The 13,499-nt window shown below is 34.8% G+C and carries 13 protein-coding genes; 9 read left to right on the top strand and 4 right to left on the bottom strand.

The annotated features are described in order from the left end of the window. Positions 1-109 precede the first annotated feature (109 nt). Entirely contained in the window at positions 110-919 is an 810-nt protein-coding gene (locus tag C8N27_RS08790) for a UbiA prenyltransferase family protein (RefSeq protein ID WP_121147065.1), read from the bottom strand. Between the two features lie 131 nt (positions 920-1,050). On the opposite strand from C8N27_RS08790, the gene gcvP reads away from it, so the two are divergent. Further along, positions 1,051-3,906, top strand: a complete 2,856-nt coding sequence (gene gcvP / locus C8N27_RS08785; protein ID WP_121147064.1) for an aminomethyl-transferring glycine dehydrogenase — start codon at positions 1,051-1,053, stop codon at positions 3,904-3,906. Between the two features lie 51 nt (positions 3,907-3,957). Here gcvP and C8N27_RS08780 read toward each other — a convergent pair whose 3' ends face one another. Then, complete coding sequence (locus C8N27_RS08780) at positions 3,958-4,245, bottom strand: hypothetical protein (RefSeq protein WP_121147063.1); 288 nt, start codon at positions 4,243-4,245, stop codon at positions 3,958-3,960. A 678-nt stretch (positions 4,246-4,923) separates the two neighbouring features. Between C8N27_RS08780 and C8N27_RS08775 the strand changes: the two genes are divergently transcribed. Then, positions 4,924-5,793, top strand: coding sequence for a M90 family metallopeptidase (locus C8N27_RS08775; protein ID WP_099216292.1), 870 nt, complete (start codon positions 4,924-4,926; stop codon positions 5,791-5,793). Between the two features lie 209 nt (positions 5,794-6,002). Here C8N27_RS08775 and C8N27_RS08770 read toward each other — a convergent pair whose 3' ends face one another. Further along, positions 6,003-7,634, bottom strand: coding sequence for an ABC-F family ATP-binding cassette domain-containing protein (locus C8N27_RS08770; protein WP_073181369.1), 1,632 nt, complete (start codon positions 7,632-7,634; stop codon positions 6,003-6,005). Positions 7,635-8,556: 922 nt separating this feature from the next. Here C8N27_RS08770 and C8N27_RS08765 point away from each other — a divergent pair. From C8N27_RS08765 to C8N27_RS08750, 5 genes are all read left to right on the top strand, one after another. Beyond that, complete coding sequence (locus tag C8N27_RS08765; protein ID WP_121147062.1) at positions 8,557-8,901, top strand: hypothetical protein; 345 nt, start codon at positions 8,557-8,559, stop codon at positions 8,899-8,901. Positions 8,902-8,903: 2 nt separating this feature from the next. Continuing rightward, positions 8,904-9,140 (top strand): hypothetical protein, encoded by a 237-nt coding sequence (locus tag C8N27_RS08760; protein WP_121147061.1) that lies wholly within the window; start codon positions 8,904-8,906, stop codon positions 9,138-9,140. A gap of 209 nt (positions 9,141-9,349) precedes the next feature. After that, the gene (locus C8N27_RS08755; protein WP_121147060.1) at positions 9,350-9,619 is read left to right on the top strand and encodes a hypothetical protein; all 270 of its coding nucleotides are present in this window, start codon (positions 9,350-9,352) and stop codon (positions 9,617-9,619) included. Positions 9,620-9,656: 37 nt separating this feature from the next. Then, positions 9,657-9,785 carry a hypothetical protein gene (locus tag C8N27_RS16145; RefSeq protein WP_262607254.1) on the top strand — a complete coding sequence of 43 codons (129 nt, stop codon included), beginning with the start codon at positions 9,657-9,659 and terminating at the stop codon, positions 9,783-9,785. Between the two features lie 185 nt (positions 9,786-9,970). Next, entirely contained in the window at positions 9,971-10,501 is a 531-nt protein-coding gene (locus C8N27_RS08750) for a hypothetical protein (RefSeq protein ID WP_121147059.1), read from the top strand. Between the two features lie 127 nt (positions 10,502-10,628). Here the strand turns inward: C8N27_RS08750 and holA are convergent, their stop codons facing one another. After that, positions 10,629-11,630 carry a DNA polymerase III subunit delta gene (holA, locus tag C8N27_RS08745; protein WP_121147058.1) on the bottom strand — a complete coding sequence of 334 codons (1,002 nt, stop codon included), beginning with the start codon at positions 11,628-11,630 and terminating at the stop codon, positions 10,629-10,631. Positions 11,631-11,871: 241 nt separating this feature from the next. Between holA and C8N27_RS08740 the strand changes: the two genes are divergently transcribed. Continuing rightward, complete coding sequence (locus C8N27_RS08740; RefSeq protein ID WP_121147057.1) at positions 11,872-12,315, top strand: type I restriction enzyme HsdR N-terminal domain-containing protein; 444 nt, start codon at positions 11,872-11,874, stop codon at positions 12,313-12,315. Positions 12,316-12,573: 258 nt separating this feature from the next. Continuing rightward, complete coding sequence (locus C8N27_RS08735) at positions 12,574-13,203, top strand: hypothetical protein (protein WP_099216505.1); 630 nt, start codon at positions 12,574-12,576, stop codon at positions 13,201-13,203. The last annotated feature ends 296 nt before the right edge of the window (positions 13,204-13,499 follow it).

The raw sequence follows: 13,499 nt of genomic DNA, 5'->3' as shown, positions 1-13,499 counted from the left end.
TTAAAAACACATATTACAAAACCCTTAAGTTTCAGTTTTTAACTATAAAAAATACGCTACTTACAAGCTATTACTTTTTAAGTTCTAATACTTCTAAAAAACTTCAGTTTTAAACTAACAAAAATAACCACCAAAAAATCGGTATGCCTTCAACCCAAAAAGAGCTATAGTATTTAGACTGATTTGTTTTTGCCCTCATCAACAGAAATAGTAATACAGTAAACAATACTAAAAAAACAGTTCGAAAATGAGTATTCGGGCTAATCATAAATTCCAACACCAAACATAATCCAAGCAGAACAACTCCAAACTTCTTAGTGTACTCTATACCTATCTTTTTAGGGATTGTTTGCAAAGAAATAGCATCATATTGCACATCTCTTATATCAAATGGAAGGATTAATACCACCACCAATAAAAAACGTTGTATTGCAGATAGGTAAACCTCAGTTGTAAAAGAAGTTTCACTGGCATATATAGGTAACAATACCGTAGTTGCAGCCCATACCAAAGCCACTACTATTATTTTCAAATAACCAATACTTCGTAAGTTTTTTTGAAATCCACTTAAAAAAGGTACTGCATATAAAAAAGTTAAGACTCCTAGAGGCACAAAAAACAATAATGCTCTTAGAGGTAATAACCATGCATAATAGCACATTAACAAGAAGCAAATCAATGAAAATATTTGAATGATTTGCAGGTTTTTAGTCAAACTTCGGTGATGGAGTTTAGCAACTCCTGCATATTTAACAAAATTATACCCAGTAATTGTGGCAAAAAACACAAAAAAACTCAGTGACTCATCGTATGAAAAACCAAAATATAATTCTGTAATTCTAAACAAAGAAAACACCGCTAAGGCTACATGGATACTAGAATTTATATAAAAATCGAGTGCTTTTTTAAAAAGGTTCATCTAACAAAAATAACTTTTATGTTTATAACCAGCTGTTTTGGTTAATAAAATATTGTTTTTAACAAAAAAATATGTAGTATCAAATCAACCAATTTCACTATTTTTGAGGCACGAAAAACAACAACACAATAATGAACACAAATTCATTTCAACTTAGGCATATAGGTCCTCGTGTTAAAGATCAGGATCAAATGCTTCAAACAATTGGCATTGAGAGTTTAGACCAATTGATTTATGAAACTATTCCCGACGATATTCGTTTACAAAAAGAGCTTGATTTAGCTCCTGCCATGAGCGAATATGAATACCTAAATCACATCAATGAATTAGGTGCTAAAAACAAAGTTTTTAAAAGTTATATAGGTTTAGGATACCACGAAGCTATTTTACCTAGTGTTATCCAACGTAATATTTTAGAAAACCCAGGATGGTATACTGCTTATACTCCTTACCAAGCTGAAATAGCACAAGGACGTTTAGAAGCCTTGTTAAATTATCAAACTATGATTTGTGATTTAACAGGAATGGAGTTAGCGAATGCTTCGTTATTAGACGAAAGTACTGCTGCTGCTGAAGCTATGGCTTTATTATTTGATGTTCGTGAAAGAGCACAAAAAAAAGCTAACGTAAACAAGTTCTTTGTTTCAGAAGAAATTTTACCACAAACCTTATCGGTATTACAAACACGTGCTATTCCTATCGGAATTGAATTAGTTGTTGGTAACCACCAAGAGTTTAACTTCTCAGAAGAATTCTTTGGAGCTATTGTACAATATCCTGGCAAGCACGGACAAGTATATGATTATACCGATTTCGTTGCTAGCTGTAATGCTAATAACATTAAAGTAGCTGTAGCTGCTGATATTTTATCGTTAGTAAAATTAAAAGCTCCTGCTGAATTTGGTGCTGATGTTGTTGTAGGTACTACGCAACGTTTTGGTATTCCTTTAGGATACGGAGGACCTCACGCTGGGTATTTTGCTACTAAAGAAGCTTACAAGCGTAGTATTCCTGGTCGTATTATTGGAGTTACAAAAGATGTTGACGGTGGTCGTGCTTTACGTATGGCATTACAAACACGTGAACAACACATTAAACGTGAAAAAGCAACTTCTAATATTTGTACTGCACAGGTATTATTAGCTGTTATGGCAGGTATGTATGCTGTATACCACGGTAAAGATGGTTTACAATACATTGCAGATCGTGTACACACAAGCACTACAACCTTAGCAAAAGCTTTAACAGATTTAGGTTTCAAACAAAAAAACAGCGCTTATTTCGATACTATTCTAGTTGAAGTTGAAGCAGACAAGTTACGTCCAGTAGCAGAAGCTAACGGAATCAACTTTAACTACATCGATGCAGAGCATGTTTCAATCTCTGTAAACGAAACTGTTGGTTTAAAAGAAATCAACGAAATTGTTGACTGTTTCGAACAAGCTTTCAATATCAAAGATATTTTAGTTACTGAATTTACTTCAGCTGACGTAATTCCTGCAGATGTAAAAAGAGCAACTTCTTTCTTAGATAACAACATATTCAATACGTATCAATCAGAAACTGACATGATGCGTTATATCAAAAAATTAGAGCGTAAAGATTTAGCATTAAATCACTCAATGATTTCTTTAGGGTCTTGTACCATGAAGTTAAATGCTGCTTCTGAAATGTTACCGTTGAGTAATCCTCAATGGGGAAATATCCACCCATTTGTACCTTTAAACCAAGCGGAAGGATACCAAATAATGTTAGATAACCTTGAAAACCAATTAAACGTTATTACTGGTTTTGCAGGTACTTCTTTACAACCTAACTCTGGTGCACAAGGTGAATTTGCTGGATTAATGACTATTAGAGCATATCACGAAGCAAATGGAGACACCAACAGAAACATCTGTTTAATTCCTGCATCTGCTCACGGAACTAACCCAGCATCTGCTGTTATGGCAGGTATGAAAGTGGTAGTTACCAAAACAGATGAAAGAGGAAACATCGATGTAGAAGATTTACGTGCAAAAGCTGAAAAACATGCTGATAATTTAGCTGCTTTAATGGTAACTTACCCATCTACTCACGGAGTATTTGAAAAGGCTATTAAAGAGATTACGCAAATTATTCACGATAATGGCGGACAAGTATATATGGACGGAGCAAACATGAACGCACAGGTAGGATTAACAAATCCTGCAACTATTGGTGCCGATGTTTGTCACTTAAACTTACACAAAACATTTGCGATTCCTCACGGTGGTGGTGGACCAGGTGTTGGACCAATTTGTGTAGCTCCTCAATTAGTTCCGTATTTACCTACCAACCCTGTAATAGCAACTGGTGGTGACAATGCCATTACTGCTATCTCAGCAGCTCCTTGGGGTTCTGCATTGGTATGTTTAATTTCTTACGGATACATTACTATGTTAGGTTCCGACGGGTTAACAAACTCTACTAAGAATGCAATTTTAAACGCAAACTATATTAAAGAGCGTTTAAGCGGACACTATAGCACTTTATATACAGGTGAAATGAACCGTGCAGCACACGAAATGATTTTAGATTGTCGTGAGTTTAAACAAAACGGAATTGAAGTTACCGATATCGCGAAGCGTTTAATGGACTACGGATTCCACGCGCCTACTGTATCTTTCCCTGTAGCGGGTACAATTATGGTAGAGCCAACCGAATCGGAAGGTGTAGCTGAATTAGACCGTTTTTGTGATGCGTTAATATCTATTAGAAAAGAGATTGTTGAAGCGAGTAAGGAAAATCCTAACAACCCGCTTAAAAATGCACCACATACGCAAGAAATGTTAACTGCTGATGAATGGGATTTACCATACTCTCGTAAACAAGCAGCATTTCCTTTAGATTATATTGCAGACAATAAGTTTTGGCCTTCAGTACGTCGTGTAGATGATGCTTTTGGTGACCGTAACTTAATTTGTTCTTGTAATCCTATTGAAGATTATATGGAAGCGGAAGCTTAATAAATATAACACCTATAAAAAAAGACCTCGAAATTTCGAGGTCTTTTTTATTTATGCAACTCTTACAATTCTTTCTAACGGAATAATGGTTGCCTGTTTTAGTATTACTGAAGTATCAGTAATACCCCAAACAGTAGTTTCTACTTTTTTTAAGCCATCCATATCCATAAAAAATATTTTTACCTTTTCTCTTTCTAAGTTTCCTAAAGATAGTGCTCGTTGTAAATCTACAATACGATTTACCATTGCTTTCTTTTTGTTTAACACCTCTTCTTTTGGAAATTTCAAGAACTTGATTTGTTCTTTTGCTACAGTCTGAAAATTTAAGTTTGTAGTCATATATATTGGGGAATTTATGGTTACTAATTAAGTGGTATGTATAAATACAATACATTAATCTTGTTGCCAATGTATACATTCCAAATCTTATTTACAAATAATTTAATAAAACAATATAAATTTTAACACTTACAAAAAACAAATACCTATTTTTTAATAAACACTCAACAAAACAAATAAACAATTACAAAACACTCAACATTAAAAACTTAAATATCATTACTAAAGAAGATTACTTCGTTTCCCTCACAATAACGAAACCATCCCGTCATCTCGAACTGGAGCAACGCGGAATGTGAGAGATCTTAAGAATAGGAGTTAGTTACTCACCTCATGAGATTCCTCCTATCGTCGGAATGACGTAAAGTTAATTGTAATAATAAAACCGAACGTCATAGCTAGGAAGCTCATTGAGCGAAGTCGAAATGAACAACGTGGCTATCTTTTTATCGGCACACAATAAACAGATTGCTTCGTTTCACTCGCATTGACGATAACCTAGACGTCATTTCGACAGAGCGATTTTATGAGCGACGAGAAATCTTAAGAATAGGTGTTAGTTACTCACCTCATGAGATTTCTCCCTCTGGTCGAAATGACATCACAACAAAGTACTCCCTCTCTACCCTATTTTTATATATTTGAAAAAAATTACTACTAGTCGCAACGCTATTTTAAATGACTTATCTATCTATAATTATACTCGTAGGTATTTTTCTTGTATTCAAAAAAAACACCTCAACCACTAAGTGGAAACAACCTACAACTCCATTCCCCAGTAAATGGAAAGTTATTTTAACTAAAAAAGTTGCTTTTTACAACGCACTCACTCCTGATGAAAAAGAATTGTTCGAGTTTAAAGTTTTTGAATTCCTATTAAATCATGAGGTTATTGGTGTTGATGTTACAGTTACAATTACCGACAAATTACTGATAGCTTCTAGTGCTGTAATTCCTATTTTTAATTTTCCTGAATGGCGCTATCCTAACATCAAAGAAATTATTTTATATCCTGCTATGTTTAACGAGCATTTTGAAACCGAAGGAAACAACCGAAGAATTTTAGGAATGGTAGGTAACGGGTATTTAGAAGGAAAAATGATTTTATCTAAACCTGCTTTACATTTAGGTTTTGAAAATGAAACTGATAAAAAGAATACTGCCATCCATGAGTTTGTACATTTAATTGATAAACTAGATGGTAATATTGACGGTGTACCACATGTATTATTAGAAAAGCAATACAGTATTCCGTGGGTAGACTTAATCAACAAAAAAATTGAAGAAATATACAATGACGCTTCTGATATCAATCCGTATGGTGGGACTAACAAAGCGGAGTTTTTCTCGGTTGCAAGCGAATACTTTTTTGAGCGTCCAAAGTTATTAGCCAGAAAACATCCTGAGCTTTATGCATTGCTAGAGCAAATCTTTAAACAAGATATGGACGACATGAACCTGCATTTAAAACGTCTGGATATTTCCAGAAATGATCCTTGTCCTTGTGATAGCGGTGTGAAATACAAGAAGTGTTGCGGAGTGAACTAAACCGTCATAGCGATGAGGCTCATTGAGCGAAGTCGAAATGAATAACGTGGCTATCTTTTGCTCAGTATACGATAAACAGATTGCTTCGTTCCACTCGCAATGATGATTAAGTTAGACGTCATTTCGACAGAGCGATTTTATGAGCGACGAGAAATCTCAACAATGGGAGTTACTCACATGAATGAGATCCCTCCTTTCAGTCGGAATGACTACAAGTCAATTTCCTTTAACGCTTTGATATTATTACGCTCTAAAAACGCATCAATCGTTTCAAAGTGTTCTATGACACGTTGGTCTTTAAATTCAAATACTTTTTGAGATAATCCTTGTAAGAAATCACGATCGTGCGATACTAAAATCAACGTTCCATCGAAATGTAATAAGGCTTCTTTAATTACCTCTTTTGATTTTAAATCTAAGTGGTTCGTAGGCTCATCTAATATCAACACGTTTACAGGTTCTAACAACAACTTTACCATTGCCAAACGGGTTTTCTCTCCTCCAGAAAGTACTTTTACTTTCTTTTCTAAATCATCTCCCGAGAACATAAAACGTCCTAATATATTTTTGATTTGCGTTCTTATGTCTCCTTCCGCAACCTCATCTACGGTTTGGAAAATTGTTAATTCAGGATCTAACAATGATGCTTGATTTTGAGCAAAGTATCCCACTTTAGCGTTGTGTCCTAAACCACATTCACCCTCAAAATCAATTTCTCCCATAATTGCTTTAATCATGGTTGATTTTCCTTCTCCGTTTCTTCCTACAAACGATACTTTTTCTCCACGTGCTATAGAGAAACTTGCATCTTTAAATACTGTTAAGTCTCCGTATTGCTTCGTCAATCCTTCCACTTTTACAGGATAATCTCCCGAACGTGGTGACGGTGGAAAACGTAATTTTAAGGCTGAAGTATCTACCTCATCTATTTCTACAGGAACTAATTTTTCTAACATTCGTTCACGCGAGGCTACTTGATTCGTTTTTGAATAGGTTCCTTTAAAACGCTCGATAAACGCTTTGGTATCGGCAATAAACTTTTGTTGTTCTTGGTAGGCTTTTAACTGATGTGCACGACGTTCTTTACGCAACTCTAAATAGTGTGAATAGTTCGCTTTGTAATCGTGAATAGTTCCCATGGTAACCTCAATGGTTCTGTTGGTAATATTATCGATAAACGCTTTATCATGCGAAATTACTACTACTGCCTTGGCTTTGTTTAATAAGAAATTTTCCAACCAAATTACCGATTCGATATCTACGTGGTTGGTAGGCTCATCTAACAAAATTAAATCGGGTTTTTGCAGTAAGATTTTCGCCAGCTCTATACGCATACGCCAACCTCCACTAAACTCTGAGGTTGCTCTTTCAAAATCTTCTTGTTTAAATCCTAACCCTTTTAAGGCTTTTTCTACTTCTGCTTCGTAGTTTATTTCTTCTAACGCGTAGTACTTCTCCCCTAAATCCGATACACGCTCGATGATTTTCATATAATCGTCCGATTCGTAATCGGTACGGGTTTCTAGTTGTTTGTTGAGGTCGTCCATTTCGGCTTTCATAGCAAAAATAGATGCAAATGCTTTGGATGCTTCTTCTTTTACCGTGCAGTTATCTTCCATTAACAAGTGCTGAGGTAAGTAAGCGATTACGGTATCTTTCGGACTACGAACACCTCCTTTAGTTGGTTTAGAAACTCCTGCTATAATTTTCATCATGGTGGATTTTCCTGCCCCATTTTTACCCATTAAAGCAATTTTATCGTTCTCGTTTATTACAAACGAAACGTCGCTAAACAGGGTGTTACCACTAAACTCAACCGTTAATTGATCTACCGTAATCATACAAATAATTTTAAGCGGCGAAATTAGCAAAAATGGTGTATACCTTTGATAAAATTTTGGCATAACCTGAGTTTTATAAATTAACTAAAAATCAATAGGGTGTCATGTCGATAGCATGAGGTATGAGTGATGAGACATCTCAACAATAGATGTTACTCACTTTAATGAGTTCCCTCCTTTCAGTTGGGATGACGTTTTCTAGTGTTCTTTAAAGGTAAAAACCAATACTATATACACCTGCTTACTCATACTACAACTAACAAAATTCTACTTTTAAGTATTGATTGATAGCTTTTCTTTGAGCTTTTTTAATGCTTACACCGAGAGCTTTTATAAAATCTGTTGGGATTTGAGGCTACGGCTTGCAACGCTGTCAGCTTTTTTACGAGTGTTATTAATTTATCTATTGTCTTAGTATTAGCGACTCGTGCCGTGGTGTTAACGAAGCATGCCGTGAAATTAGCGACCCGTGCCGTGGTGTCAACGGAGCACGCCGTGATATTAGCGACCCATGCCGTGGTGTCTTCGGAGTATGCCGTGATATTAGCGACCCATGCCGCAGTGTCTTCGGAGCACGCCGTGATATCAGCAACTCATGCCTCGGTGTCTTCGGAGCATGCCGTGATATTAGCGACTCATGCCGCGGTGTCTTCGGAGCATGCCGTGATATTAGCGACCCCTGCCGTAGTGTCTTCGGAGCATGCCGTGATATCAGCGACCCATGCAAGCTTTTATGATAGCTAAAACAACTTTTATTACCTAAATAATTGAGCTTATGGGATTCCGTAAGAATATGTACTTGTCTTTTTTTAGGTTCGTAAAAGTATAAACAAACATAAATACAATCATAAACCTACCAAAATGGTTGTATAACGATGTATTATACATCTATATAAACAAGTTACCCACAAGTTGAAAAAAAATGACAAACCATACAAACACATCTGAATTAAAAGAATTCGTCGAAGATCAAAATCTATCTGACAAGAATTCGAATATTTTTTTTAACGCTCAAATTGAATTAACAACTTCTAAAAACTTTGTCCAAATAGAATCAAAAGTTATGATAAGATTTGATGGATACAATAGTTCAGGAAAGTTAACAATTATTGGCAGCGAATTAAATCCTCATCTATTTCCTGAAGAATTTGAAGCGAATTGGCAAACTTTTAAATACCATGACAATCAATACCTTCAAATTACAGGAAATCATCCAAAAAAAGAAATAGGAAAATACAAAGTAGATATAACACCTATCGAAGAATAAATATGAAATACGAAATCAATCAAAGAGTTATTAATAATCTAACTGGGAAAAAATGTATGATTATTGCAACAAAAGATATTCCATATAAACCAAAAATAAACCCAATGAACCAAAAGGAATTATTTCCAGAAGATGGATATGATTATTTATTGTTTATTGAGAAATCAGATAACGGAGAAACTATTGATTATTTGGGAACAATTAGTGCGAACGAAAATCATTTAAGTCCGATTGTATAAAACCTGTGGGTAACAATGGCTATAATTCATTACTACTGAATCCCTTATCGGAATTCAACGCAATTTTATCATCTTTCGGCTACGGCGGAAAGAATCCTGCGGATTTTTCCGCAACAAAATCATAGCCGAGACCGTTAGGCAACATTAAGGAAAACCGTAATTAATACTTGAGATTTGTATGTAACTTTATAAAAAAATAATTTAAAATTATGGGAACAACAATTGGAAATATATTGATATCATATGATGTTGATAAATTACACACTCAAGTTAAAACAGCTTTAGAAAATTTAGGTTATATGGATAAATTTAAAAACAGTAATAACCCTAAAACCTACTATCTACCAAATACAACACTGTGGCATCAAAAAAAGTCATCTAATCAAGCTATTAATGATTTAAAAATTGTTTGTACCAATTTAAACGTAAAATTGGAAAAATCCGTAGCTGTAAAAGCAACTGAATTCGTTGGTGTATAAACTACTAAACATATATTTAATTTAAAATAATTTAATAATGGCAAAAAAAAGTAATGTCTCTAACGCACCAAGTAAAACAGGAAATCCTTCAGGACCTAGAAGAGGAAATGCCCCAACAAGACCCGGAAAAACACCTCCTCCAGCACCAAAAACAACAAGAAAATAATTAATTTGGAAAACATATTATTGAATAATAACTACATATAACAATAGCTATAAATAATTGCTTACACTGACATACTTCTGAAAATCCTCGCGGATTTTCAGTTTGGTGTGTGCTTACGAAGTTAAGTGCTAACTCAAACGACTACTCATAGCCGAGATCGTTAGGTTTAATTTTAAAAAAAACAAATGAACGAAATTAAGGAAGACAATATTTCAAATTTTTTAGCAGTATTTATTGAGCAAAATAGTTTAGAAATTAGAGAAGTTGCTAAAGAAATCAATTGCTCAACTGCAACTTTACAAAGAATAATTGCTCAAAAAACATTTCCTACTTCAAGTATGATTAAGCAAGTAGGAATAATGATTTCCATTGGATTTGAGCCTTATAAAAAATTATCAAACGCTGAAAAAGAAAAAATATCTGAAAAAATTGGAGCTTTAGGTGGTGGGATTTTAGGGTTTGGAACAATAACTTCTGCTGTAGGAGCTGCTGGTTCGGTTGCTGGGTTATCAGCAGCTGGAATATCTTCTGGATTAGCAGCAATTGGAACTGTAGTTGGCGGCGGAATGGCAGCTGGAATAGCAACTGTTGCAATTATTCCAATTGCTGTAGGAGGAATTGGATATGCTCTTGTTAAAGGAGTTAAAACGTTAATTTCAAACAACAAACTAAATGACGAAGAAATTGAACCATATTGGGAATATATAAAAAACTAAACCTAACAATGTATAAAAATGATTGCGGTTTAGTGCTAAATTAAAAAGTCTTTGTGTGTTTATTACGTCTGAATTTCCTACGAAAAATCCTCGCATACAAATCCTCAACTATTCTTATACTAAACCGTTAATGCAATATCTTAAACAATAATTCTTTTAAAATATCAGCATGGGTTTGGTTGGCTCCTACTCCTTTACTCTTTACATCAGCATCACGTAGTAAAGCAATAATTTGTGATACTTTTCGCATCGGGTAATTACGGGCAGCGTTTACGTAGTCGTCCACAAAATAAGGGTTTACTCCTAAGTTTTTAGCAACCGAAGCTTTCGATTTGTCTTTTAATCCGTGGTACATTAATAACTGTGTAAAGAAGCTATTTAGTAAGGAAATGGTCATTACCAACGGATTGTTCTTTGGGTTTTGTGCAAAATAATTGATAATTCTGTTCGCTTTCACCACATCTCGCTGTCCTACAGCTTTACGCAATTCAAAATTGTTAAAGTCTTTAGAAATCCCTATGTTTTCTTCAATATGCTTATCGGTAATAATGGTTTCCGCAGGCAATACTGAGGTTAGTTTATCTAATTCGTTGCTAATCTTACTCAGATCGGTTCCTAAAAACTCTACCAACATTTGTGCAGCTTTCGGTTCTATGTTAAACTTTTTTCCGCCCAACACCTGACGTATCCAATCGGCTACTTGGTTATCATACAGTTTTTTACTTTCATAAATGAGTCCGCTTTTTGCTATGGCTTTGTACACCTTTTTACGTTTATCTAGCTTTTTGTATTTGTAGTTAAACACCAATACGGTACTCGGTTGCGGATTGGCTGCATACGACTCTATTTTATCAATCGAACGGCTTAAATCTTGGGCTTCTTTAACAATAATCACCTGCTTTTCTGCCATCATCGGAAAACGTTTTGCCGACGATACAATTTCTTCTATCGACACATCTCGACCGTACATAACTACTTGATTGAACCCTTTTTCAGATTCATCTAACACATTGTCTTCAATATAATCTGAGATTTTATCGATGTAATACGGTTCTTCTCCCATTAAAAAATAAATGGGTTTGATGTTGCCTCCTTTTATATCGGATATGATAGATTTAATTTCGTTCATGTGTCTTTCTTCTACCTTCTTCTTGGTGTTCTTGTTATTTAAAATGTTGTAGCTAAGTATTCATTCCTTAATGACACTCTTGGTCATTTCGAAGGAGGTAACGACTGAGAAATCTCATTCAACGGAGTAGCTCCGTGTTTAAGATCTCTCACATTCCGCGCTGCTTCAGTTCGAGATGACAATAATGTTTTGTCACAGTAAACAACGAAAAAATAACTTATAATTTTCTTACTTTTGGGTTATGCAAAAGCTCAACCTTCCTAGCTATACATTCAAGCTCAAAAGTAACGAAAATAAGACGCTTATTTTTGATAATTTGAGAAAAAAATACATGGTATTAACTCCCGAGGAATGGGTACGTCAGCATTTTGTTCAGTGGTTAATTCAAGAAAAAAACTATCCTGTTTCGCTTATTGCTATTGAAAAACAATTGGTTATCAACAACCTTAAAAAGCGTACCGATATTGTGATTTTTGCTTCGGACGGACATCCGAATATTATTGTAGAATGTAAGGCTCCGCATATAAAAATAACGCAAGATACGTTTGATCAAATTACACGTTATAACTTAAAGCTCAATGCCGATTACCTCATCGTTACCAACGGACTGCAACACTTTTTTTGTATGCTCGATAAAGAGAAGGAAACCTATGTGTTTTTAAGAGATATTCCTGAGTACCAATAAACTTTACGAAAACAGATTTTACTGCTGAACTGGTAACTATTAAGGAGCTAACGACTGAGAAATTTTAAACAAAAAAGTTACTCTCCTCAGTAAATTCCTCCATTACGTTCTCAATGACGACAGCTTCTTTAAGGATATCCAACACACACTTTAACACAAAAAATTATGCGCTTATAACATTCGTTTATCTTTTTTGCTATCAAATTCTTAAATTCACATAACAAAACAACTTTATACCAAACTTTAAAAATTGACTTTATGAGTAACTCTATTAAATTAAACTTTGTAAACAAATCAAATGATGCGAATAATAGTGATGTTGTAATTTTTCAAAAGAATGTTGCGAGCAATTTTGATGAACGTCATACTGCATGGAAAGTGATTAAAAATCCAAGTCACGGGGAAAGCCATCCTATTAATTATTCTACTAACTTTCAAGTTGCTGCTGCTGATTCTTACGGAAACTACACACCCAAATTAGCCGCTTATGATGGAAGTGCTTTTGAAATGGTTGAGAGAGCATCTGGACACACTTTACAACCATCCCAACACTTCGCATCTAACATAGATGAAGTAGAAGTACGAAACAACCTAACACGAAGCGCTATTGATGCTAATTGTTATAAGGATGGTAAGCTATTAGCTATAAAAACTAATCTTGCACCAGGTCAAAAAGCTGTTTTTAAATTCAATCCTAAACTTTATATAGGTGTTGCTTCTGGAATTGAAGAAGGAGAAATTCTTAATTCTGCTATTATTTCAAAAATAAACACGGAAATAAATTTATTTGAGGTTCAAAGCGCTGATATTGTAATGACTGGAGGAGGTTCTGAGCCTTTTAATTTTAGTTTAGAGAATGTAACGTATATACCTGTAGAATTAGAATAGAAGTTATGCTGTTTAAAGAGAGTTACTCGCCTCATGAGATTCCTCCTCCTTTGTCGTTCGGAATGACAAAACTGTACGTCATTTCGAAAGAGGTAACGACTGAGAAATCTTAAACATAAGAGTTACTCCTTTAAATGGGGCTTCTCCCATACAGTCGGAATGATGGAAATGCGAAACGTCATAGCGAAGAATGATAATGACGTAGCTATTCTTACTCTCGATAAAAAAGATTGCTTCACTATCGCTCGCAATGACGAAACACGATTGTCATTTCGAACTGGAGTGCAACGGAAGGA

Origin of the sequence: Tenacibaculum discolor (assembly GCF_003664185.1) — a bacterium.
Classification (GTDB): Bacteria; Bacteroidota; Bacteroidia; order Flavobacteriales; family Flavobacteriaceae; genus Polaribacter; species Polaribacter discolor.
The sequence above is the reverse complement of the archived record's forward strand: the minus strand, read 5'-3'. Positions and strand labels throughout refer to the sequence as shown.